We start from the raw sequence: 23287 nt of genomic DNA on the forward strand, positions 1-23287 counted from the left end.
TCCACAACATCGTTCAATTGGCCTTGCGGGCCGACTTGCGGCCCGACTTGTCACCGGGCTTGCGGTCTTCAGCCGGGGAAGGGTCTTCCTCCAGGCCAGTCTCCTCGGGGCTTGCGGCCGGCTTCATCATCCGGGCGCTCGCCGCGATCAGTTCATCGGTCAGGACAAGGCGGGCCTTGCGCATTTCGGCAAAAGGCAGTGCGACCTCGCTCCCGTCATCAAGCCGCATCAGGCCGCAGCCCTCGCGCGCGCCGAGCACGATCCCGGCAAAACGCTTGCGGCCTTCAATGGGCATGTTCATCTCGGCGCGGGCAAGATGGCCTGCAAACCGCTCCCAGTCCTTTGCGCGGGTCAGGGGGCGGTCGATGCCGGGCGATGAGACCTCAAGCGTCCATGCGCCGGGCAGCGGGTCTTCCACGTCCAGTATCGCGCCAACCGCATGGCTGATCTGCTCACAGTCCTCAATGAGCAGGAGCGTGCCATCGGCACGGTCCGCCATGATCTGCACGGTAGGGGACTCGCGGCCCAGCACCGCCACGCGCACGAGGTCGAACCCCATGTCGGCCAGCGCGGGGGCGACCATTGCGGCAATGCGGGCATCGAGGCCCGACAGGAAAGGCAGATCAGCGTCCAATGCAAAAAAGGCAGCCCTGCGGCCACCCCCCAAAGAAAAAACCATAGATGAAGGAATAGCCGACAACATAGGTCACGCCATGCCTGACCGCAAGGACTATGTGGGCAGGCGGGGATTACATTTCCTCTCTCTTAACATCTTGCCATTCTCCCCGCCTCGCCCGCATTATGTACGCATGAAACCCACGCCCTCCGCGCCGGAACCGACACGGGAACGCAGTGAACGCTCTTCTAGCCGCAAGCTGGTTGTGGTGGGGCTGATCGCGGCCGTGGTGGCGGGCGGGGGCCTCGGCGCAGGCGGTTTCCTGACCCCGCAGGAGAGCGGCAGCGGCAACCAGACACCCCCCGTCGCAGCCGAGGCCGGCGGCGGCAGGGGCAATGGCGGCAATCACCTTACGCTCAACGCGCCGGTGCAGGGCAGGCCCGACATGATGGGTGAGATGCCCATGATCTCGCCCGAGCGCGCGGCGGAAATGCTGCGCCAGACAAATTTTACAATGCAGGAGCAGGCCGAGATCATGGCCGCGTTGCGGCGGCGCGAGATCATACTGGCCGACATGCCAATGTATGACATGGCAGGCAGTGGCGCGGTCGTGAACGTGGAGTCCCTCGGGCTCGTGCAGACCGTGCATCTCGGGCCGCAGCCCCGCAGCGTGATCCTGCCCATCCGCATAGCAGGCAATGTGTCGGTCACGCCCGTGGGCGACCCGGGGCCGATGGGCGTGCATGCCGGGGCAGTGTTCGTGCCGGGGCCAACGCCGCTGCCGGTGCTGATGCGCGGGAGCAGTCTTGTCATCGGGGTTGTGGTACAATGAAGCCGCTTTATCCGATCCTGATGGAACGGGTCGTGCCGATCGCCATGGTCATTTTCCTGGTGCTCGGCAGTTTTCAGGCCGCCATGGCGTTGCATCTTTCGCTCGCCAGCATACGGCATTTCATGGAATGGTGCGCACCGGCCTATCCGGTCATAGCGGCGGCAAGCGCCCTGCTGGCGCTGAGCGGGCTGTGGTTCGAGAGCCGGGCCGAGAAACTCGCCCGCAAGGGAATCCGACGCAGACGGGGATGGATGATGGACGTACTGGCCAGGCTGACCAATCGTAGCGCGCTTGAAGAGATGCTGGCGCGCGAACAGAAAGAAACCGTGATCGACGCCGAGGAACTCGCCGCCAGCCTGCGCGCGCGCGTGATCGGCCAGGATCAGGTGTGCGAGGACGTGGCAACCCAGCTTCGCCGCCGCATGGCCCTGCAGGTGCGCGGCAAGCCGGTGGGCATCTTCCTGCTTGCCGGGCCGCCCGGCACGGGCAAGACCTATCTTGCCAAGCAGCTTGCCCGCCAGCTCGACCGCCCGCTGCTCAACTTCGACATGACGCAGATGAGTTCGCCGCATGCCGCAACGCAGCTTTTCGGCTCGCCCAAGGGGTATGTCGGCTCGGACACCTACGGCAAGCTGACCGGCGGCCTGAAGGAAAAGCCCGACGCGGTGGTGCTGCTCGATGAAATCGAGAAAGCGCACCCCGATGTGTTCAAGAAATTCCTGACCGCATGGAATGACGGGCACGTGACCGAGGCCTCGACGGGGCAGCAGATCTCGACCGTGCGCTGCATCTTCATCCTGACATCGAACATCGCCACCGATGCGCTGTCCGAGATCGCGGACCGGCTGGCCGATGAGCCTGACAAGATGCGCGCCGAGTCGGTCGAGGCGCTGCGCCAGGCGGGCTTTGCGCCCGAAGTGCTCAACCGCCTGGACCGTATCTTCGTGTTCCGCCCGCTTGAAGGGCTGGACATTGCCCGCGTTTCCGCGCTGGAAATCGAGGCGATGATCGACAGCTATGGCCTCAAGGTCGAGACCGGGGGCATCGACCCCGCCCTGCTGTTCGAGGTCATGCGCCGCCAGGACCGCATGGGGCCTGCCGCCAGTGCGCGCGATCTGGCCCGCTCGATCGAGGACATGATCAGCGACTCGCTCATTACTGCCCGCCAGCAGGGCGCCAAGCTGGTGCGCGTGGTGCAGAACGAAGATGGCATCGTGGCCGAGATCGCGGATCAGAGCGACGCGCAGCAGGCCCGGATCAGTTCCTGACCCATGGCCGCGCTGTTCCGCCCTGCCCCCGTGGCCTCCTGCATGGCGAAAGGCATGGCCTGCTGAATGTCCGCTTTTTCGCGCCTCTGGCATCGTGCGCCGCTGTGGCGGCTTTGCCTGTACATGATCCTGCCCTTCGTGGTGCTGACGTTCATTTTCCCGCCCGCCTACCTGACGCGCAGGCTGCCCCGCATGGCGCAGATCGCGGCGGCCATCCATAACCGCCTTGGCATGCAGGACACGCCCGCCGATGCGGACCAGGCCGGTGGTCCGGGGGATGGGGTCGTGACCATGATGCCCATGACCGACCGGCTGACCAAGGCGATTCCATTTGCCGGGCGCATCCTGCCGTTACCTGCGGGCGTATGGCACCCGATCATCAACGTGATCGAAGGTCCGCATGGCGAATTGCTGGAAAATGTTCTGGTGCGGGTGCAGGGCCATGTCGTGACCGGCCTGATCGTGGCCAAGGGCACGACACAACCGGTACCGGATGTGGCCAGCCCGCCGATGGACATAGAATGTCATGACGACCGCAACTACATGTCGCATATCGGGGCCAGTCACCCGCCCATGACGGAGTGCTGGTTCACGCGCCTGGTCGATCCAGCCTCCATCAACCACATGAACGTCATTGCCGGGCGGCTGCAGCAGGAAGGCTTCGTGCTGCCGCCGGTCATGCTCAGGGCGAACTGGGTCAACAGCGTGCCCGCCACCGATGACAACATCAACGCGGAAACGGTAACGGTCTATCTCAACCCCGTTAATCTCAATGATACCAAGATCCTGCGTTCACCCGAGTTCTGGACAAAGGAGGCACTGGCGCAGCAGCCGCCTGCCAATGACTTCGTCAAGCACATGAATACGTGGATGGCAGGCTGGGTGCCGGTGCTGCATGATGGCTTTAACAGCGACATGCTGGCCTCGAGCGATGAGCAGCGCGCCCGGCTTTCGGTTGACCCGGCAGCGCCCCGCCCCGGCGAAGGCAACCCGCTGGACTGAGCCACGCCTGAAACCCTGAATTTTCCCGGCGCCGCCTTTTTTCAAAAAGGTGGCATTCTTCTGAATGCTTTTTGAAAAAAGCTTCAGAAGAAACTTTTATTGTTTTTTATCAATATTCTACTTTTGGCCCTGACGCAGCACGTCCGATATCTCAATCAGGAAATCGAGCACCGTGCGCGTGCGCAGCGGCAGGGTGCGCGGGCCGGTATGCACGGCATAGAAGGGCAGTTCGGGAATGGTCCATTCCGGCAACAGATGCACCAGACGACCCGCCGCAATGTCCTCTTCCACCTGAAATGTCGGCAGCATGCCAATGCCAAGCCCCGCCCGCACGGCCTGGAGCACGGCCTCGCTGCTATTGGCGCGGAATGGCCCGTTGGCCGCCACCGTGGTCTCGCTCTCGCCCTTGCGGGTGAACTGCCAGTCATGCCGCGCAGCACGGTCTGGAGAATGCCGCCATTGCGGAAATACTCCACCTCATCCAGCGTATCGACACGGCACAGCAGGGGTACGTCCTGCTTGGAGCCATCGGCGCGGGTGATGGTCATGGTCATGGTCATGCGGGGCGTGATCTTGTCGAGACCACGGATCTCGAAGGTCTCGTCGCCCTTCAGGCCCAGCGTCTTGCGCGTCGTGCCTTCCTCGAACAGGAGCGGCAGCACGCCCATGCCCACCAGGTTGGAACGGTGGATACGCTCGAAGCTCTCGGCCACGACCGCACGCACGCCCAGCAGCAGGGTGCCCTTGGCCGCCCAGTCGCGCGAGGAACCCATGCCGTATTCCTTGCCGCCGATCACGACCAGGGGCACGCCCTCCTGCTTGTATTCCATCGCCACATCGTAGATGGAGCCTTCCTTGCCATCGGGGAAGTGCTTGGAAACCCCCCCTTCGGTGCCGGGCAGCATCTCATTCTTGATGCGGATGTTGGCGAATGTGCCACGCACCATCACGCGGTCATTGCCACGACGCGAACCGTAGGAGTTGAAGTCCTTCTTCGCCACGCCGTGCTCTTCAAGGTACTTGCCCGCGGGCGAGCTTTCCTTGATTGCGCCGGCAGGCGAGATGTGGTCGGTCGTGATGTTGTCACCAAGCAGCGCGAGCAGGCGCGCGCCGATGATGTCGCCACGCGACTTGGGCTCGGGCGTGATGTTCTGGAAATACGGCGGGTCCTGCACGTAGGTGGAGGAGGCATCCCACTTGTAGGTCTCGGAACCGGTGGCCACTTTCAGCGCCTGCCATTCCTTCGTGCCCTGGCTTACGTGCTTGTAGCGGTTGATGAACTCCTCACGCGTGATGGCGGTGCCCATGAGGGCCGCGATTTCGTGGTTGGTGGGCCAGATGTCCTTGAGGTACACCGGCTTGCCGTCCTTGGAGGTGCCCAGCGGCGTGGTGGTGATGTCCTCGCGCATCGTGCCCAGCAGCGAGTAGGCCACGACCAGCGGCGGGCTGGCCAGGTAGTTGGCGCGCACGTTGGGCGAAATACGCCCCTCGAAGTTACGGTTGCCCGACAGCACCGAAACCGCCACCAGCTTGTTGCCTTCAATCGCATCGACGATGTGATCTTCCAGCGGGCCGGAGTTGCCGATACAGGTCGTGCAGCCATAGCCCACGGTGTTGAAGCCCATCGCGTCCAGTTCAGCCTGGAGGCCTGCGCGGTTGAGGTAGTCCGTCACCACCTGCGAGCCCGGCGCGAGCGAGGTCTTGACCCACGGCTTGGGCTTGAGGCCCAGCGCGCGCGCCTTCTTGGCCACCAGACCTGCCGCGATCAGCACGGCGGGGTTGGAGGTGTTGGTGCACGAGGTGATGGCCGCGATCACCACGTCGCCGTGGCCGATCTCGTAATTGGTGCCAGCCACCTTGGCCTTCTTGTCCTTGTCGGCCGCGGGCACGCCCAGGCTGCCGGTCAGTTCGGTCTCGAAGGCCTTGTCAGCACCCTTGAGCACCACGCGGTCCTGCGGGCGCTTGGGGCCTGCAATCGAGGGCACGATGGTCTCGAGGTTGAGTTCCAGCGTGTCGGTAAACACGGGGTGGGCGGATTCGGCGTGGCGGAACATGCCCTGCGCCTTGAGGTATTCCGCCGTCAGCTTGATGCGGTGTTCTTCACGGCCGGTCTGGCGCAGGTAATCCAGCGTCAGGTCATCAACGGGGAAGAAGCCGCAGGTCGCGCCATATTCCGGCGCCATGTTGGCGATGGTCGCGCGGTCGGCTACCGGCAGGTGGTCAAGGGCGGGGCCGAAGAACTCGACGAACTTGCCCACCACGCCCTTCTTGCGCAGCATCTGGGTCACGGTCAGCACCAGATCGGTGGCGGTCGCACCCTCGGGCAGCTTGCCGGTCATCTTGAAGCCGATCACATCGGGGATCAGCATGGCGATGGGCTGGCCGAGCATGGCGGCTTCCGCCTCGATGCCGCCAACACCCCAGCCCAGCACGCCCATGCCATTGACCATGGTGGTGTGGCTGTCGGTGCCGAACAGGGTATCGGGGTAGGCATAGTCCTTGCCATCCACGTTGGCCGTCCACACCGCCTGGGCGATGTATTCGAGGTTCACCTGATGGCAGATGCCCGTGCCCGGCGGCACGACCGAGAAGTTCTCGAACGCTTCCTGGCCCCAGCGCAGGAAGGCGTAACGCTCGCCATTGCGCTCGAACTCGATGGTCACGTTGTCCTGCAGCGCCTCGGGCGAGCCCGCCACGTCCACCATGACCGAGTGGTCGATGACGAGGTTGACGGGAACCAGCGGGTTCACCTTCTGCGGGTCACCCTTGAGCTTGAGAATGCCGTCGCGCATCGCGGCCAGGTCAACCACGGCGGGAACGCCGGTGAAATCCTGCATGAGAATGCGCGCGGGCTTGAAGGGCACTTCCTTCGTGCTGCGCCCTTCCTTCAGCCAGTCGGCAATCGCCCTGGCATCGTCTACGGAGTAGGAATGCCCGTCCTCGAACCGCAGCACGTTCTCCAGCAGCACTTTCAGGCTGACCGGCAGGCGGCTGACGGAACCGATGGTCTTTTCCGCTTCCGGGATTGAGAAATAATGGTAGGTCTTGCCGTCCACGTTCAGTGTGCGGCCCGTTTTCAGTGAGTCGTGCCCAACCGTCTTCATTGGCTTTGTTTCCTCCGAGGCATCAGCAACGGATCGTCCCGTGTGATCGTGTATCCTCCGCTGCCTTTTTTCCTGGCGCGGGGTTTGTGACCTTGTCAGGGACAACCTGCTTGATCTCCCAACGGTGGTAGAACATACCCGGACGCGGTTGCGACACAAGCTGGAGCCGGTAACAAGAAACCGGGAGCAGGCATTTTTTTGCCCGGCCCCCACCCTTTGCCCATTGCCCGGAGGATTTCCGTCATTCCTGCCTTTACTCCCCCCGGCCACCCGCTGCTGGAAGTGGAAAATATCTCGGTTTTCCGCGGTGAACGGCTGGTTCTGGACCGTGTCGGCTTTACGCTTGAAGCAGGTGACGCCCTGCTCCTGACCGGCCCGAACGGGGCTGGCAAGTCCACCTTGCTGCGCGTGCTGGCGGGATTGCACAAACCGGAAGGCGGCCATGTGCTGTGGTCTGGCGTGGATGCGCTGGCCGATCGCAGCCAGCATGCGGGGCGGGTGGCCTATCTGGGCCACCAGGATGCGCTCAAGCTGGGGCTGACATTGCGCGAGAACCTGACGCTGGCGGCGCGCGCAAGTGGCGGAAATCCTGACCTGTGCATGGAATCACTCAACATTTCCGGCCTGGCCGACCTGCCCGCGCGCATGCTCTCGGCGGGGCAGAAACGCCGCGCGGCGCTGGCGCGCGTACTGCTGGCCCAGGCCCCGCTCTGGCTGCTTGATGAGCCGAGCCTGGGGCTGGATATCAACACGATGGGGCTGCTTGGCACCCTGTTCGCCGCCCACCGGCAGGCTGGCGGAATTGTGATTGCAACCACCCATGTGCCCCTGCCCCTGCCCGATGCCCGCACGCATGCGCTGCCGGGGCTGAACGAATCCGACATCCCCCAGCCGCTGGAGGATTTCCCCGAGGACGACCTGCTGTGACACTCCGGATTCCCGCCCTCATCACCGCCATTCTCGAACGCGACCTGCGGCTCGCGCTGCGCCACGGGGCCGACACGCTGGGGGCCGTGCTGTTCTTCATCCTGGCGGGCGCGCTGTTTCCGCTCGCCCTTGGCCCCTCGCCCGAGCTGCTGCGGCGCATGGCGCCGGGCATCGTGTGGGTGTGCGCCCTGCTGGCGGCCCTCCTGCCGCTTGACCGGCTGTTCGGCTCGGAGCTGGAAGATGGCTCGCTGGACCAGTTGCTCATGACCGGGCTGCCGCCCTCGCTCATCGCGCTGGCCAAGATGATCGCCCACTGGCTGACCACCGGCCTGCCGCTGCTGCTTGCCGCAGGCCCGCTGGCCATCATGCTCGGCATGCCGACCGCCTCCATGGTGGTGTTGCTGACGGGGCTGCTGCTCGGCACGCTCATCCTCTCGCTCATTGGCGGCATGGCGGCATCGGTCGTGCTTGGCGCGCGGCGTGGCGGCGTGCTGCTGCCGCTGCTGGTGCTGCCGCTGACCACGCCCGCGCTGATTTTTGGCGCGGCGGCACTCGATGCGGCGCAGACCGGCCTGTCATGGGGGCCGGACCTTGAACTGCTCGGCGCGTTCCTTGCCGCGGCCCTTCCGCTCTGCCCGCTCGCCGCGGGTGCCGGGCTGCGGGCAGCGGTGGAATAAGGCGGCTATTTCCCGCGCGCAGGCGCCACGGCGCCTGCCGGGCCTGCGGGGTCGACATCAAAGGGCACATTGCCTTCCGCAGGCGTGCCGCCGGGCGCGCGCATGCGCCAGTGCAGCACGTAATGCCCTGGTGTGAGCGCCACGGTGGTGGCCAGGCCCTGCTGTTCGTCATCACTGGGAGAGGCCGCGAGCAGTTGCGGCACACCGCTCGGGCCAAGCAGGAGCAGGCGCGCGCGGAACGGGTCGATCACGCTGTTATAGCCCAGCCTGATCGCCACATTGCCCGCAGGCACATGCTGCCCTGCCGCTGGCGTGGCGTGAACCAGAACGGGGGCTGCAAACGCCCGCGCCGCCAACACGCACCCGAGGAAGGACAGGCACGGCAAACGCAGCGTTGAGACACAGGACACGGGCAAGGAATACCTCCGGCATGAGTGGAACTGCCCTGTGTATCCCCCCGATACACGCAGGGCGGCAAGACTTTCGTCCTGCCGCCCTGGTATTCAGACGTGTTCAGCCCGTGCCGAACGCGATCAGATATAGTGTTCCTCGATCGGCCTGAGGCCATTGAACCCGGTCGAGCAATAGGTCGAAACATACGCCCCGGTGGAGAGCAGTTCGATCCGGTCGCCCGATTCCAGCCCCAGCGGCAGGGCGTAGGGGGTCTTTTCATACATGATGTCCGCCCCATCGCAGGTCGGGCCTGCAATGGCGACCGGGCCGGTTGCCGTGCCATCATGCGGGGTGCGGATGCCGTAGCGGATGGCCTCGCCCTCGGTCTCGGCCAGGCCGCCAAAACGCCCGATGTCGAGATAGACCCAGCGCACGCCATCATCCATGCCGCGACGGCTGACCAGCACCACTTCCGATGACACCACGCCGGCATCGCCCACCATGAAGCGGCCCGGCTCGATGATCATTTCCGGCAGGTCATTGCCGAAATGCTCGGTCATGGCGTGGCTGATGGCCACGGCAAAGCGGTCGATGCCCGGCACGTCGTCACGGTAACGGATAGGGAACCCGCCGCCCAGATTGACCATGCGCAGGTCAAGCCCCGCCGCCTTGAGGTCGGTAAACAGCATGCCCACGCGGGCGATCGCCGCCTCGTACGCGCCGGTCTCGGTCTGCTGGCTGCCCACGTGGAAGGACAGGCCATAGGGGTCAAGCCCGAGGTCACGCGCGCGGAGCATCAGGTCGCGGGCATTGTCCAGCGTGGTGCCGAACTTGCGCGACAGTGGCCAGTCCGCGCCCTCGTTCTCCACGATCAGGCGGCAATAGACGCGTGAGCCCGGCGCGTGGCGGGCCAGCTTTTCCAGCTCTTCCGCGCAGTCAAAGGCAAACATGTCCACGCCTGCCGCAAAGGCGCGGGCGATGTTCGATGCTTTCTTGACCGTGTTGCCGAACGAGACATCGGCTGGCCGCGCGCCTGCGTCGAGGCACATGGAAATCTCTTCCCACGAGGCGGCATCGAACGCCGAGCCAAGACCCACAAGGCGGGTCAGGATCTCACGGGCGGGATTGGCCTTTACGGCGTAGTAGATCCGGGCCAGTGGCAGCGCCTCGCGCAGGGCGCGATAGCGTTCTTCCACCCGGTCGACATCAACGATAAGGCATGGCGTGGCAGGAGCCTGCTCAGCCAGATAACGAGCGATTTTGGGAGTCATCGCACCCAAATCCCTTCTGTACTGCCGCCCGGATGAACACAATTCTGGAATTGCACAAACGGACAGATGTTGCGAAACGGTCTAACGGACCAGCGACCAATAAGGACCCCCACCATGTGGTGGCCCGATTGCCAGAACGCTTGACGTCGTTGCGTAACCTCAGAGGGCCAGTGGCACGTGCGTTGTTGCGTAGGGAGCGCATATGCGCACAATACGCGCCTGACGCAATAGAAAAATCCGCACGGTCCGTAATTTTTCCTTTAGGATCATACGATCGTGGCACAATGCACACAGGCCGATCCATTCCGCGCCTGGCGTGCCACCGCACAACAGGACAAGACGCCCGCCTTGATTGGTTCCTCATCTACTGAAATCGATATGACGGACATGCCCCCGCCCGCACATCACCTGCCGCATTTTTCCATGCAGCAGGTCAGGAAGGTGCTCCGGCAGGTCGCCCGCAACATCGTATCCGACCAGATCACGCTGGCTGCGGCAGGCTGCGCGTTCTACGCCACGCTGTCTCTGTTTCCGGCCATGAGCACGCTCATCTCGCTCTATGGCCTCCTGTTCGACCCACAGACGGTGGAACCCCAGCTTGTGGTGCTGCGCAACGTGCTGCCCCCTTCGGCCTATGACATGATCGGCGCGCGCATCCACCTGCTGGTAGCCGAATCGCACTCATCGCTCACGCTGAACCTGATCATATCCACCACCATCGCCACATGGTCGGCCTCGGCTGCCACGCGCTCGCTCATCCTGGCGATGAACGTGGCCTACAACACGCCCGAGACCCGCAGCTTCCTGCGCTTTCAGGCCATGGGCATGGCGCTGACCTTCTGCTCGATCTGTGGCGGCATCCTGACGCTGGCGCTCATGGTGGGGCTGCCGTTCCTGCTCGACTACCTGCCGCAGAAGCTCGAACTCGCCCCCCCGCCCGGCTCGGTCGAACTGCTGGTGCGCACGGGCGGGCCGATGCTCATGCTTCTGTTCGTGCTGTCGCTGTGTTCGGCGCTGTACCGCTTTGGCCCGAACCGGCCCCATACCTACTGGCGGTGCATCCTGCCCGGCTCGATCGGGGCCACGCTGCTGTGGCTGCTCTCCTCGGCGGGGTTCTCGTATTATGTCAGCCATATCGCGGGCTACAGCGCCACCTACGGTCCGCTGGGCGCGTTCATCGCCATCATGATGTGGTTTTATGTCTCGGCCTATGTGGTGCTGCTCGGCGCGGAACTGAATGCGGGACTCGAGATCGAGATGAAACTGCGCTGCTCGCCCAACAAGACCATGGAAGGCTGGACCAAGCACCAGCGCCTTTAAAATAAAACCGTGCCCACCCCTGCGCGCGTGCTGCGTCTTTTAATAAAGACGCCCCTGCCGCATGGCGCTGGCCACCTGCGCATGCCCATCGCGCGCGGGTTCTATATCCACCATCGAGACCCCACGGGTTATGATGCCAAGCTGCCGTGCGGCCGCGGCCGACAGGTCGATGATGCGGCGCCCATGATACGGCCCCCGGTCATTGATCCGGACCACGACCGAGCGCCCGGTGCCCAGCGCATGCACCCTGACCCGCGTGCCCAGTGGCAACTGGCGGTGGGCGGCGGTCAGCGCATCGGGGTCAAACCGCTCGCCAGATGCCGTGGCATGCCCGTTCTGCATGTTCGTGCCATACCAGCTTGCCAGGCCATGCTGGTTCCAGTGCACGGGCACGGACGCCATGACGGACGGCCGCCTTACGCTGCCGCGCCCCCCGTGCCGTGTGGTGCCCGCCGCATGCCGGACCGCCCCCTGCGCCGCGCCGAGCAGTCCGGAGGTGGCCAGCATCAGGCATGCCACCGCCACGGAGGCCCCGAAGCGCGTCGTATTGCCGCCTTGCGCCGCGCAAGCACGCCGGTGATCGGTTTTTCCTGTCATGACGCCACCATAACATAATTTGGACCCACAGGGCATAATTCAGCCTGCCGACAGGGTGGTGGTAGTGCTGCAAGGCGGCCTGACGCATGATCGGACTTGGAACCGGGCGGCGGGCGTGCTAGGCGCGTGCATCATGGAGCGCCCTCTCATTGCCGTGTTGAACGGCCCAAACCTGAACATGCTCGGACTGCGACAGCCCGAGGTCTATGGCCATGCCACGCTTGATGACGTGGAGCAGGTCTGTGTCCAGGCAGCCGAACGGCTTGATGTCGCCATCGACTTCCGCCAGACCAATGGCGAGGGGGAACTCGTTTCATGGATACAGGAATGCCGGGGCCGCGCACGCGGCATCATCATCAACCCGGCAGCCTATTCCCACACCTCGGTTGCCATACTCGACGCGCTGCTCGCCGTTGATCTGCCGGTCATCGAGGTGCACATCTCCAACATTCACCGCCGTGAAGCCTTTCGTCATCACTCCTACGTCTCCCAGGCCGCCATTGGCGTCATATGCGGGCTGGGCGTACGGGGGTATGCCCTGGCGCTTCAGGCCATGACAGACATGATTCTGGACGAGGACGATCAATGAGCCGACTGCTCGTGGATGCGGATGCCATACGGGCATTGGCTGAAATTCTCACCGATACCGGCCTGACCGAAATCGAAATCGCGGAAAAGGACAACCGCATCCGCGTGGTGCGCGCCGCCGCCCCCGTGGCGCATGCCGTGCCCGCCCCGGCCCCCGTGGCTGCGGCGCCGGTTGCGCCCACGCCCGTGGCCCCGCCCGCAGCACATCCGGCCGACCTGTCCAAGCACCCCGGCGCGGTGACCAGCCCGATGGTGGGCGTGGCCTACCTCGCACCCGACCCGTCCTCGCCCGCTTTCGTATCCGAAGGCCAGCAGGTGGTCGCTGGCCAGACGCTGCTGCTGATCGAGGCGATGAAGACCTTCAACCAGATCAAGGCCCCGCGCGCAGGCACGGTCAGCCGGATTCTGGTGCAGTCGGGCGACCCGGTCGAGTTCGGCGAAGCGCTGGTCATCATAGAGTAATGTTTTCCAAGATCCTCATTGCCAATCGTGGCGAGATCGCCCTGCGCATCCTGCGGGCCTGCCGCGAACTGGGCATCCGGACCGTTGCCGTGCATTCCACGGCCGATACGGATGCCATGTATGTCCGCCTTGCGGATGAAGCCGTGTGCATCGGGCCGCCCGCCAGCCGCGATTCGTACCTCAATGTCGCGGCCATCCTGTCGGCTGCCACCATCACCGGGGCGGACGCCATCCATCCTGGCTACGGGTTCCTGTCGGAAAATGCCGATTTTGCCGAGACGGTCGAGGCCCACGGCCTGACCTTCATCGGGCCGACGGCGGAACATATCCGCATGATGGGCGACAAGATCACCGCCAAGACCACCATGATGGCGCTGGGCGTGCCGCTGGTGCCCGGCTCGGATGGCGCGCTGGAAAGCCTTGAGCAGGCGCGCGAGGTCGCAGCCAAGGTCGGCTACCCCGTGCTGATCAAGGCCGCCGCCGGTGGTGGCGGGCGCGGCATGAAGGTTGCCCCCACCGAGGCCGACCTTGAGGAAGCCTGGAGCGTGGCCCGCACCGAGGCCCGCGCCGCCTTTGGCAATGACGAGGTCTATCTTGAAAAATACCTCGACAAGCCGCGCCATATCGAATTGCAGATCATGGCCGACACGCATGGCAACGTGGTGCATTATGGCGAACGCGACTGCTCGCTGCAGCGCCGCCACCAGAAGCTGCTGGAAGAGGCGGGCTCCCCTGCCCTGACCGCAAGGCAGCGTGACGAGATTGGCGCAATCGCCACCTCCGCCCTGACAAAGCTCGGCTACCGCAACGCGGGCACGCTGGAGTTCCTGTATCAGGACGGGCAGTTCTGCTTCATCGAGATGAACACCCGCCTGCAGGTGGAACATCCGGTGACGGAAATGGTGTGCGACGTGGACCTCGTGCGCGAGCAGATCCGCATCGCGGCGGGCGAGCCGATCGGCTACAGCCAGTCGGACATCAAATTCTCCGGCCATGCGATCGAATGCCGCATCAACGCCGAAGACCCGCAGACCTTCATGCCCACGCCGGGCACGATCACGGTCTACCATCCGCCGGGTGGCCTGGGCGTGCGAATCGATAGCGCGCTGTATGCGGGCTACCGCGTGCCACCGTATTACGACAGCATGATCGCCAAGCTGATCGTGCGCGCGCCGACCCGCCTCGAGGCAATCGAGCGCATGCGCCGCGCGCTGGATGAATTCGTGATCGAAGGCGTCAAGACGGTCATTCCGCTGCACCGCAAGATCCTCGAAGACCCCCAGTTCCGCAAGGGTGACTACACCATCCACTGGCTGGAAAACTTCGTGGCCCGCCAGCAGCAGGGCTGACCTGCCGCCTGATGGATGCCGCGTAAAAGCCGGGAGCGACCTTTGCCATAGAGCAGGGTCGCTCTTTTTTTATGCCCCCCCCCTTGCCTGGCACCAGAGCGGGCATGATGGCGGCCCAGTGAAAAAAGCGACCAAAAAAGAACGCCGCCTTTCTTGAAAAAGGGCGGCGTCCGAAAATTTTACTTCTCTGTCAGTGAAGCTGTTCCCTGACAGTTCCTTACTGCGCCAGGGGCTGTGCCTCTGCGCCTGTCCCTAGTCCGCGGTCCATGCGCCTGCGCAGCGACACGAAAAAACCGGCCCCCAGCGCAAACCATGCCACGCCCTCCAGAACAAGCGAAGGCATCAGCCACGCCGGTGCGTAACGGAACACCACATGGTGCTGCCCCGCAGGCAGCGAAATTGCCTGGAAGGCATCGTCATAGGCATCGATCGGCGTGGCAACGCCATCAACAGTCGCCCGCCACCCCGGATAGAACAGCTCCAGCCTTTTCAGGCTGCCCGGTTCGGCGCAGGTGACATCGGCAGTCTCACGCGTATCGAAATGAACCTTGCACGTATCGGAGTAAAAATAGGGCTTAAGACCAGGAATTTCATAAACGGTGAAATCAGCATCCTGATAAGAAACCGGAGCGGGCAAGGTAATGGAAGCAGCCGTATCCAGCGCCAGGGCTGGCATCAGGCTGGCCGGAATGCCCTGTGCATTGCCAGCGAGGGTCATGCCCTCATCCACGGGTGCGCCCAACCGGAAGGCCACACCATGAACGCCACCTACTTTTTCTACTGTCACGACAACAGGCTGCGTGGCCGAAAACCGTTGGGGATGATCAAGCAGGATGTTTGTTTTCGCTTTGTGCCGAAAGAAAGCCATGTTCTTCGTGCCCTGCGTACAGACCGTTCCCACACAGACCGAAACCTTAAGCACGCCATCCGCCTTGGCATGGCCTGTATCAAACCACACATCCAGAGCCGTGACATACGCGCTGGTGTCAGGGCTCGTGTTCGGGTCAAGCATCTGCCCGGGAACTGATATCTGATAACGCTGCCCTGCCTCGAGGATAAAGGACTGGCTGTCAGCAGGTAACGTGGTCAGGTTGATCGGTTTACGTGCTCGGCCGATATTATTAACAATCGCGTATTTTATGCCCGTTGCGCCAAAATTGGACATATGATCCCTAAAAAACTGCCGCCGTTCTTGCTCTTTTGCCTCGGACAGGTAAGGATATTCTTGGATATAGACCGTTCCGTCGGCAAACGGATCAAGATGGGCGTGGATATAATCCACTGTCCGTAACGGCGTTGGCAGGTCGTTGAAGTTGACTTCGGGAATGTCGAAATAGGATCCGAAATTCGGGTTCATGCCCAGTTTTTCACCATTGACGACCCGACTGAACCCCACATTCTTCTGCAGGAAGGTTATGAGGGGCTGGTCCAGTTCCCCTTTTCGCGGATAGGACAGGAACGGCACGAAGTACCACGTTGTCACTTCGGTCACCAGCAGCACCATCAGCACGGCCTGGCTCCGCCGCCCTGAAAGCAGGCTTGCTACAAGCACGCCGACAGCCCCGATCAGAGCCATTACCAGCATGATTATGCAAAATAGCCGTATGGTTTCACTAAAGTCGGCCAATACGAACACAAGCGTCCCGCGCTTGAGGAAAAGCATAAAAAGGGCCATGCCCCCCCCCACGCCTAGCGCAGGGGCAAGCGTGCGGAAAACCTGCGCGCGCGAAAGACCGGGCAACTGGTCCACGAACAGGGCGCAGGCAAAAATCATGCAGAACAGCCACCCGCTATTAAGAAAGCGGCAGGATTCCGCGTAACCCACGCCGGGGATGTGCATGGCGATTGCATGGACAACCGGCATGCCGTGCGATGCGCCAACCGCAAAGACAACCCACCCCAACAGGATCATCTTGACCGTACGGCGACCGGGCGCGAACAGGCTGGCCAGCGCGACAAGAAAGGGAACCAGCCCGATATAGCCGCCAATATCGTACCAGTCCCTGTCATCGATGACAAAGATCTCGCCAAACGCATAGGGAAACAGGTAGCGCGCCATGGCGGCAGCAGGCAGGACCATGTTCGCATAATTATCCGCAGCCCCGTTTGTTGCCGCATGACGCCCGATATAGGCCTGCTTCAGGAATTCAAAGAAGGCCGTCAGTAACGGCGCCACCAGGATCAGCGTGCCAAGCGCGATGACCCCCAGGCCACCGATATAGAACAGACGCTGCCGCCGTTCCGGCAGGCAGAAAAGCCGATAAATGCTCCAGACAAGAACAAACAGGCAATAAAGATAGACGACCTCAGGGAAACCACTATAGAGCGACATCGTTCCCATCAGGATTCCGCCACAGAGCAGGCCCGTCAGGTCACGCCATGCCACGGTATTGCGGCGACAGGCGACAAAAAGACTTTCCACAAAATAAAGCAGCCAGGGCAGGAATGCGACCGGATTGAAAACCGTATTCTGCAACCATGTGAAGACCCCATTGACCTCCCACATGATGGCGCCCGTCACGGCGGCACGGCGTGAAAGCCCGAATTTGCGGAAGAACAGATACGCTCCCAGCGCCCCTATCCATTGCAGGACGGCATGCTCGATAAAAACACCCTGGGGCAGCAGCACAAGCCAGCTTGGCGGGAAGAAGGGGGCGGCCTGCATCTCGCCCATCAGGGGTTGACCGAACCCCTCATAATAATTCCACAACGGAAGATGCCCGGTAAAAAGCTGATGCACACCCTGCCAGGTCAGCGCCAGGGAAATATAACCTATATTCGGGTCAATACTGGGTTCGCCGCGCAGAATTTTTTCACTAACGTTATGTGACAGGCCGCTATAATATAAAGAAATATCATCCAAAACAATATTGGAGAACGCAAAAAATAATATAATGGCAGGAACAATTGATATGAAGATAATAGGGTAGTATTTATAGATTACAGATCCTTTTTCCATTATTTTTTTCATAAAAAAACAGACTCCTTTACAATCATATGCAGTAAAAAACCATATGCCATATCAACAGCACAAAGCCATATAAGGCGTTCAGTCGGCTGCGCCAGCCACACCTCACGCCATGACCGGATCAAGATACGGGCTCGAGGCATCGAAGAATTTCTGGTTGTGGTCCAGTTCGAACGAAATCACGTACAGGCACCCCAGCGCACTGTCGATTTCCAGCCGCACGCCCAGATTATCGGTCTGCCCCGCAAGCTGCTGCAAATGCACGATGGCAAATTTGGCCGAGCGCGCCGTGCGGCCGTAATGCCCGCCATAACGGCCACTGAACTGCGCCATGCGGCCCATCATCTCGCCCAATACGCGCTGCGCCTCGGGCGGCAGGAGGTGTCGCTCAAGGATGGCGCGCAGGCGGATGATGTTCAGCCCAATGGTCATGGCGGACAGGATGCCCTGCAGGTAGGCGTCGATAATGGTGTCGGGCGTGTTTTCCGCATTGGTCAGCAGGCGCACGAAGCGGTCCACGTTATGCTCGACCACATACAGCGTGGTGGGCAGCGTGCGTGCGCGGGCCACGTAGCGCAGCCCGCGCAGGATGCCGGTGCGCATCTGCCAGCGCATGTCGTTCGTATCGAACGGCAATACCAGCCGGAACGCCCACATCGCGTACCACAGCCCGACCACCAGCGGCATGGCGGTGTTGAAGAACGCCACCTCATCCAGCCGCGACTGGTTGCCCGGCCCGAGCAGGATGGGCAGGAACAGGTTGTACGACACGGCGCCAAGGATCAGGGCCGGATAGGCAAAGGCCAGGCCGCCCGCCAGCATGGGCAGGAACAGGCAGAGCGCCAGAATCTCGTACGTGGTGGGCGAGGCTAGGCGCCATAGCACCAGCACGCCTGCCACAACCGAGGCGATGATGGCGCCGCCAAGGAAGGCACGGGTGGCCAGGGCCGGTTTTTCCAGCGTGGAGAACAGGCTGCACACGATGGAGACGAACATGATGAAGGTCAGCCCGGCCGACCATGCGGTCGTGATCCAGATCACCCCCGCACCGAAAATCGTGACCGAGGCGCGCAGGCTGTTGGTAAAGGCCTGCTGCCAGTCACGGAAGGTCTTGAGCCGGTAGTGAAAATGGTCATGCGCCAGCGGGTTGCGGCTGGCGTCGAACTGGATCAGCGCCTGCTCCAGTTCATCGAGGATCTGGCCCAGCGCGTAATTGAGCATGCGCTGCTGCGAGAGCATCTGCACCAGTTGCGGGTCGACTGGCAGGCTGCCGGGGCTGCCCATTTCCTGGTTGAGGGAATCGACCACGCTCTGCCGGCACGCCGCCTGGAGTTCGGCAAGCCGGGCCAGCACGGGGTGGATGTCATCACTCGCCTCGAGTTCGCCCGCCATGTCCTTGAGGAAGGCCTGTACCTTGCTCGATGTCGCGTTGAAGGCGGCATCGGGCTGGCCCACCGGCCCCTGCATGAGGGCGGCAAGATCCAGCCCGCGCGTGAGCAGCATGGCCACCCGCGCAAGGGCCGCGCGCGCATGGTCGCCCTCATGGCCGCGATGGGCGCCCATCTCCACTTCGGCAAACTCGATCTGGTCGCTCAGCGTGGTAATGTTGGAGAACACGCCCCGCGCCTGCTTGAGCACCTGCGTATTACCCGACAGCAGGGAGGCCAGCGTCTGGGCCGCGCCATTGATGGCGGTCATGAAATTGTCGGCCAGCCGGTCTTCCGCGCGCTTGGCCAGCTTGAACTGGAACAGCGAGGAGACCGTGCTCTCCAGCACGATGCCCAGCACGATATAGGTCGCGCGTGACATGGCGGTCATGAAGATGTTCTGCGGGTCGGCAATGCCATCGAGCGAGATGATGGCGTAGGTAAACCCGCTCGCCCGCATGCCGTGAATGCGGTAATTGGTCATGGTGGCGGGGCCGGGCAGCAGCGTGCCGATAAAACAGAACGTGCCGATACCGATGGCCAGCAGCAGGATGAACATCAGCGGCGCCTGCGGAAACGCGGCCACCAGCAACACGGCGCAGATCGTGCCCACCACCATGCCGAACAGGTGCCACCGCGCCTTGGCAACACTCTTGCCGCGCGTGCCCTGTGCGACCATCCACACCGTAAGCGCCGCCCATTGCGGGCTGCCAAGCTCCCACCACAGCGCAATGCCCAGCGCGATGAGCGAGGTAATGGTGGTGCGCAGCGCATAGCCGAAAGTGAAGATGCCCGGCGCGTACAGCCACCGCAGATGGTCCTGGCGCAGGGTCATGCCCGGCGGCCACAACCGCCGGAAAAATGCCCGTATCTGATCCTGAAAACGGGTCAGGGAAAGCTCAAGACCTTTCATCCCGGCGCGTGGCTCCCCCTATCCAGATACGATGCCTGCATACCGTACACCATAGCGGCTGTACGAACAGGCCGACAGCCCAATGGCCGCATGGAAGAAAGCGTATGCCGCATGCCACCAGCGCCCGGACCGCGGGTTATTCGTCGTAAGAGACGAGCGTCTTGACCGGCACGTCCAGCCGGTCGCGGCCACCAAGGCCGGTCAGTTCGATCAGGGTGGCAGCCCCCACCACGTTGGCGCCCACCTTGTGCAGCAGGGCAACCGAGGCAACCAGCGTGCCGCCGGTTGCCAGCAGGTCATCCATCACCACCACGCGCTGGCCGGGCAGGATCGCATCGGCCTGGATATGCAGCGAATCGGAGCCGTATTCCAGATCATAGCTGTAGGACACCGTATCACCCGGCAGTTTGCCGGGCTTGCGCAGCATGACAAGCCCGCAGCCCAGGCGGCTGGCCAAGGGCGCTGCCGTGAGGAACCCGCGCGATTCGATGGCGGCCAGCACATCGGGCGCCCACGGTGCCACGGCTGCAGCAAGGCGGCCCATGGCGATCTGCCAGGCATCGGCGTTCCGCATCAGCGTCGAGATATCGTAGAACAGGATGCCGGGCTTGGGAAAATCCGGGATATGGCGAATATACTGTTTCAGGTCGATCTGGGCGGTCGTCATGATCGGTGCACGGTCCCCGTTGCATGGTCATACAAATCCGGGACATACGCGCCCCGTTCACGAAACTGTCGCCCACTGGACGGCTCCCCGCTGTAGCCGCCACGCGCCAGCCCGACAACCCCATCCGCACCCCTTGCACATGCTTTGGCATCCATCACGCGCCGGGGCGGGGGGAAGAAGATTTTATTCCTCAGCCGCCCCGGCAGGCAGCGAAGTCGGCACGCGGGCGGGGCGCAGCAGCACCATCACCATCATGATCGCGGCCCCCATCAGCATCACACCCGCCATGGGCAGCGGCGAGTTGGCGGGCAGCATGCCCACGAACGCACCGGCCACGGCGCCGAGCACATATTGCAGCGTACCGACAAAAGCCGAGGCGCTGCCCGCAAAACGCGGGTGGTCGGCCAGCGCGCCCACCGTGGCATTGGGGCCGATGATGCCGGTCGTGCCCAGCGAGACCATCATGGCCAGGATCAGGCAGCCCAGCATCCATAGCGGCGGATGGCCGCCATGCTGCATGGCAAACGCAATGACAATGGCCATGACCGTCATGGAAATGGTGCCTGCCACCGCAACCCCCACCGACACGCCGAGGATACGGGCGGCATCAATACGCCCCACCAGCACGCCATTGAGCTGCGACGCCCCGATCATGCACACCGCGAACACGCCAAACATCATGCCGAAATGCGCCGGCGTGAGCCCGAACTGGTGAATGAACACCGAAGGCGCGGCCGACAGGTAGGTAAAGGACATGAAGCACGCAAAGCCCGCAATCATGGCATGGGTAATGAACCCCCGGTCCCGCGCCAGCATGACATAGCGGCTGAACAGGGTCACGGGCGAGAACTCGCTGCGGTTGGCGGGCTGCAGGGTCTCGGGCAGGACGCGCCAGATCAGCCCGATGCAGATCACGCCATAGACCGCCGCCGCCCAGAAGATCGACCGCCACGACGCGATCGACAGCACCAGCCCGCCCAGCGTGGGGGCCAGGATGGGCACGACCCCCATCACCAGCACCAGCCGCGACATCAGCCGCGCGGATTCATTGCCATGCGACATGTCGCGCACGCAGGCACTCGGAATGATCAGGCTGGCCGAAGCCCCGAGCGATGCCACGAAGCGGAAGAGCGAAAAGGTAGGAATGTCGCGCGCCATGGCGCAGCCGACCGAGGCCAGCGTATAGACCAGCGTGCCCAGCAGCATGGGCCTGCGGCGGCCGAATCGGTCCGATAGCGGCCCCATGGTGATCTGGCCGATGGCCAGCCCCACGAACCACACCGCCAGCGTCATCTGCGCCGAGCCCGCGCGGCCATGCAGCGCGGTTTCAAGCTCGGGGAAGGCGGGCAGGTAGATATCGGTCGAGACCGGACCGACCGCGGTCAGGAACCCCAGCAGGATCGCGATCCAGCCCATGGGGCGGCCGGTCGTTTCAGGCACGGGGGTTTCTGCTGGACGGCCCGCCGTTGCGGATGAGCCCATGAGGCGCTCCAATATTAAAAGACTGTGGGGACTAGTAGACCAGCGTGGTCCATTTTTTCACCCTCTAATTACAACATTACTGCAATTCATTCCTGCCATGGCCGCAGGCCGCGCATGCGCCGCATGAGCCACACCCCCACCAGCGCGGAGAGGCCAAACAGCCCGATGGCGACCCCGATGCGCGCCCCGCCCCCAAGTCGCATGCCCGTGCCCACCAGCACGAACACCACGGTCTGTGGCAGGCTGCCCAGCAGGGTGGCCAGCACGAACGGCACGACCCTGACCCCCAGCATGCCCGCGGCCAGGTTGAGCAGCAGCGCCGAGCCCACCGGCATGAGCCGCAGCGCCAGCACCGAGGCGAAGGGGGCCGCGCGTACGCAACCTTCCACCCGCGCCAAGGTTGCACCGAGGCGGGCGGGCATGCGCACGCGCCCCGCCCACCGGCCCCAGCCATAGCCCCACAGGCACCCGGTTACGGTAGCCAGCGTGGCCAGCGCGCATCCGGCCCCGATTCCGTAGGCGGCACCCGCGGCGAAGCACACGGCCTGCCGGGGCAGGCCCAGTCCGCAGAACACGCTGCCCACCAGCACGAACATGGCCACGCCGCCTGCGCCCGCATGCTGGCCGTGCCCCGCACCCAGCATTTCGCGCACGCCGGGCAGGCGGCCGAGCGCCACCGTCAGCGCGACAAACGCCGCCAGCAGAAGCAGCGGCCGGACCAGCACGCGCAGGCTGCCCTGTGCCACGGGCGCGGGCAGTGCGGCGTGCGGTGCTGTCATGCGTGCGTCCCGGTTATGGAATAATGATCCTTCGCGCTTAGCATCGCCTTGCGGCTGACTGCAAGGGCGGTCTAAATCCGGTTATGTCCGCATATCCTTCCACTGGCTCCCTGATGGGCCGCACGCCCCCTTCCGCGCAGGATCTGCGCAACAGGCAGCGTATCTCCACCTGGCTGTTCGCCATCTGCTTCATGCTCGTGGGCATGATCGCCCTTGGCGGCTACACGCGCCTGACCGGCTCGGGCCTGTCCATCATGGACTGGCGGCCAATCACCGGCATGATCCCGCCGCTAAGCCATGCGGAATGGGAGCGGCAGTTCGAGCTGTACAAGACCATACCGCAATACAAGATCCTGCATGATGGCTTCGGGCTTGCGGGCTTCCAGCAGATCTTCTGGGCGGAATGGACGCACCGCTTCTGGGGGCGGCTGATGGGCTTCGTGCTGCTGGTGCCGCTGGTGTGGTTCTCCATCACCGGGGCGCTGAGCCGGGGGCTGGCGCTGCGGCTGGTGCTGTTTTTCGTGCTGGGCGGGCTGCAGGGCGCCATCGGGTGGTTCATGGTGGCATCGGGCTTCAACCCGGACAGCACGGCCGTGGCCCCGGTGCGGCTGGTGCTGCACCTGTGCTGCGCTTTTGCGCTCTACC

At 63.4% G+C, this 23287-nt stretch carries 19 protein-coding genes and 2 pseudogenes; 10 read left to right on the forward strand and 11 right to left on the reverse strand.

Annotation, left to right across the window (positions count from 1 at the left end):
* Positions 1–13: 13 nt before the first annotated feature.
* Complete coding sequence (rimP, locus tag GXY01S_RS09355; protein ID WP_165165669.1) at positions 14–679, reverse strand: ribosome maturation factor RimP; 666 nt, start codon at positions 677–679, stop codon at positions 14–16.
* 130 nt (positions 680–809) lie between these two features.
* Here rimP and GXY01S_RS09360 point away from each other — a divergent pair, with 130 nt between their 5' ends.
* The 3 genes from GXY01S_RS09360 to GXY01S_RS09370 all read left to right on the forward strand — a co-directional run bounded on the left by GXY01S_RS09360 (position 810) and on the right by GXY01S_RS09370 (position 3718).
* Complete coding sequence (locus GXY01S_RS09360; protein WP_061274428.1) at positions 810–1448, forward strand: hypothetical protein; 639 nt, start codon at positions 810–812, stop codon at positions 1446–1448.
* Positions 1445–2716: an AAA family ATPase gene (locus tag GXY01S_RS09365; RefSeq protein WP_061274430.1), complete on the forward strand. Its 1272-nt coding sequence runs from the start codon at positions 1445–1447 to the stop codon at positions 2714–2716. The genes GXY01S_RS09360 and GXY01S_RS09365 overlap by 4 nt, the downstream gene beginning before the upstream one ends.
* A gap of 66 nt (positions 2717–2782) precedes the next feature.
* Entirely contained in the window at positions 2783–3718 is a 936-nt protein-coding gene (locus GXY01S_RS09370; RefSeq protein ID WP_174520940.1) for a hypothetical protein, read from the forward strand.
* 117 nt (positions 3719–3835) lie between these two features.
* Here the strand turns inward: GXY01S_RS09370 and GXY01S_RS17085 are convergent.
* Together GXY01S_RS17085 and acnA are read right to left on the reverse strand one after the other, a co-directional pair.
* A pseudogene (locus GXY01S_RS17085) lies at positions 3836–4150 on the reverse strand (LysR substrate-binding domain-containing protein); the annotation flags it as partial.
* Positions 4141–6822: pseudogene (gene acnA, locus GXY01S_RS09375) on the reverse strand (aconitate hydratase AcnA); the annotation flags it as partial. The pseudogenes GXY01S_RS17085 and acnA, both read right to left, overlap by 10 nt.
* 282 nt (positions 6823–7104) lie before the next feature.
* Here acnA and ccmA point away from each other — a divergent pair.
* Complete coding sequence (gene ccmA, locus GXY01S_RS09380) at positions 7105–7749, forward strand: heme ABC exporter ATP-binding protein CcmA (RefSeq protein WP_174520941.1); 645 nt, start codon at positions 7105–7107, stop codon at positions 7747–7749.
* Complete coding sequence (gene ccmB / locus GXY01S_RS09385; RefSeq protein WP_061274432.1) at positions 7746–8426, forward strand: heme exporter protein CcmB; 681 nt, start codon at positions 7746–7748, stop codon at positions 8424–8426. Before ccmA ends, ccmB begins: the two co-directional genes overlap by 4 nt.
* A gap of 5 nt (positions 8427–8431) precedes the next feature.
* Here ccmB and GXY01S_RS09390 read toward each other — a convergent pair whose 3' ends face one another.
* Together GXY01S_RS09390 and GXY01S_RS09395 are read right to left on the reverse strand one after the other, a co-directional pair.
* Complete coding sequence (locus GXY01S_RS09390) at positions 8432–8836, reverse strand: copper resistance CopC family protein (protein WP_255210406.1); 405 nt, start codon at positions 8834–8836, stop codon at positions 8432–8434.
* Positions 8837–8959: 123 nt separating this feature from the next.
* Positions 8960–10090 carry a type III PLP-dependent enzyme gene (locus GXY01S_RS09395; protein ID WP_061274436.1) on the reverse strand — a complete coding sequence of 377 codons (1131 nt, stop codon included), beginning with the start codon at positions 10088–10090 and terminating at the stop codon, positions 8960–8962.
* Between the two features lie 378 nt (positions 10091–10468).
* On the opposite strand from GXY01S_RS09395, the gene GXY01S_RS09400 reads away from it, so the two are divergent.
* Positions 10469–11410: a YihY/virulence factor BrkB family protein gene (locus tag GXY01S_RS09400; RefSeq protein ID WP_061274438.1), complete on the forward strand. Its 942-nt coding sequence runs from the start codon at positions 10469–10471 to the stop codon at positions 11408–11410.
* A 39-nt stretch (positions 11411–11449) separates the two neighbouring features.
* Here GXY01S_RS09400 and GXY01S_RS09405 read toward each other — a convergent pair whose 3' ends face one another.
* Positions 11450–12007, reverse strand: coding sequence for a septal ring lytic transglycosylase RlpA family protein (locus GXY01S_RS09405; protein WP_061274469.1), 558 nt, complete (start codon positions 12005–12007; stop codon positions 11450–11452).
* Positions 12008–12140: 133 nt separating this feature from the next.
* On the opposite strand from GXY01S_RS09405, the gene aroQ reads away from it, so the two are divergent.
* The 3 genes from aroQ to accC are packed head-to-tail and all read left to right on the forward strand — an operon-like array spanning position 12141 to position 14406.
* Positions 12141–12596, forward strand: a complete 456-nt coding sequence (gene aroQ / locus GXY01S_RS09410) for a type II 3-dehydroquinate dehydratase (protein WP_061274471.1) — start codon at positions 12141–12143, stop codon at positions 12594–12596.
* Entirely contained in the window at positions 12593–13057 is a 465-nt protein-coding gene (locus GXY01S_RS09415; RefSeq protein ID WP_061274440.1) for an acetyl-CoA carboxylase biotin carboxyl carrier protein, read from the forward strand. Before aroQ ends, GXY01S_RS09415 begins: the two co-directional genes overlap by 4 nt.
* Entirely contained in the window at positions 13057–14406 is a 1350-nt protein-coding gene (accC, locus tag GXY01S_RS09420; RefSeq protein WP_061274442.1) for an acetyl-CoA carboxylase biotin carboxylase subunit, read from the forward strand. The genes GXY01S_RS09415 and accC overlap by 1 nt, the downstream gene beginning before the upstream one ends.
* A 217-nt stretch (positions 14407–14623) precedes the next feature.
* On the opposite strand, the gene GXY01S_RS09425 is transcribed toward accC, so the two are convergent.
* The 5 genes from GXY01S_RS09425 to GXY01S_RS09445 form a co-directional block, all read right to left on the reverse strand.
* Complete coding sequence (locus GXY01S_RS09425; RefSeq protein WP_169797738.1) at positions 14624–17080, reverse strand: YfhO family protein; 2457 nt, start codon at positions 17078–17080, stop codon at positions 14624–14626.
* 399 nt (positions 17081–17479) lie between these two features.
* Positions 17480–19714, reverse strand: a complete 2235-nt coding sequence (locus GXY01S_RS09430; RefSeq protein WP_061274446.1) for an FUSC family protein — start codon at positions 19712–19714, stop codon at positions 17480–17482.
* Positions 19715–19850: 136 nt separating this feature from the next.
* Positions 19851–20381, reverse strand: a complete 531-nt coding sequence (locus GXY01S_RS09435; RefSeq protein WP_061274448.1) for an adenine phosphoribosyltransferase — start codon at positions 20379–20381, stop codon at positions 19851–19853.
* Positions 20382–20564: 183 nt separating this feature from the next.
* Complete coding sequence (locus tag GXY01S_RS09440) at positions 20565–21863, reverse strand: multidrug effflux MFS transporter (RefSeq protein ID WP_061274456.1); 1299 nt, start codon at positions 21861–21863, stop codon at positions 20565–20567.
* Between the two features lie 86 nt (positions 21864–21949).
* Complete coding sequence (locus GXY01S_RS09445) at positions 21950–22642, reverse strand: TVP38/TMEM64 family protein (protein WP_061274458.1); 693 nt, start codon at positions 22640–22642, stop codon at positions 21950–21952.
* Positions 22643–22755: 113 nt separating this feature from the next.
* Here GXY01S_RS09445 and GXY01S_RS09450 point away from each other — a divergent pair.
* Positions 22756–23287 (forward strand): COX15/CtaA family protein (locus tag GXY01S_RS09450; protein WP_169797739.1); only part of this gene is annotated, 532 nt, incomplete at its 3' end.

Source organism: Komagataeibacter xylinus NBRC 15237 (assembly GCF_001571345.1).
Lineage (GTDB): Bacteria > Pseudomonadota > Alphaproteobacteria > Acetobacterales > Acetobacteraceae > Komagataeibacter > Komagataeibacter xylinus.